The sequence below is a fragment of the Enterobacter sp. T1-1 genome (assembly GCF_000710795.1).
Classification (GTDB): domain Bacteria; phylum Pseudomonadota; class Gammaproteobacteria; order Enterobacterales; family Enterobacteriaceae; genus Enterobacter; species Enterobacter cloacae.
Genome location: NZ_JALW01000113.1, coordinates 1 through 316, shown reverse-complemented (window position 1 = coordinate 316; position 316 = coordinate 1). Strand labels below are relative to the sequence as shown.

Genomic DNA, 316 nt, shown 5'->3' with positions numbered 1-316 from the left:
GATGCGCGTATCGACCGCAGCAAACTGCTGGGCCAGCCGGTCACGGTGACCATCCCCACCCAGAACCTGCTTACCCCGCGCTACATCAACGGCAAAGTCACGCGCGTGGCGGTGAGCGCCGTTGAGCTGACGGGCACGCGCTATGCGGTGTATCAGCTGACGGTGGAGCCGGACCTGTGGCCGATGAAGCGCGACCGTAACCTGCGTATCTTCCAGGGGCAGACGGTGCCGCAGATTGTGAAAACCCTGCTGGGCGAGCATCAGGTCAACGTGGAAGATAAGCTTACCGGCAGCTACCGGGTGTGGGACTACTGGG

At 63.0% G+C, this 316-nt stretch carries 1 protein-coding gene; it reads left to right on the top strand.

Annotated elements, in window-relative coordinates:
* The coding region (locus AK59_RS0123215) for a contractile injection system protein, VgrG/Pvc8 family (RefSeq protein WP_029883939.1) at positions 1-316 on the top strand (316 nt) is incomplete at both ends.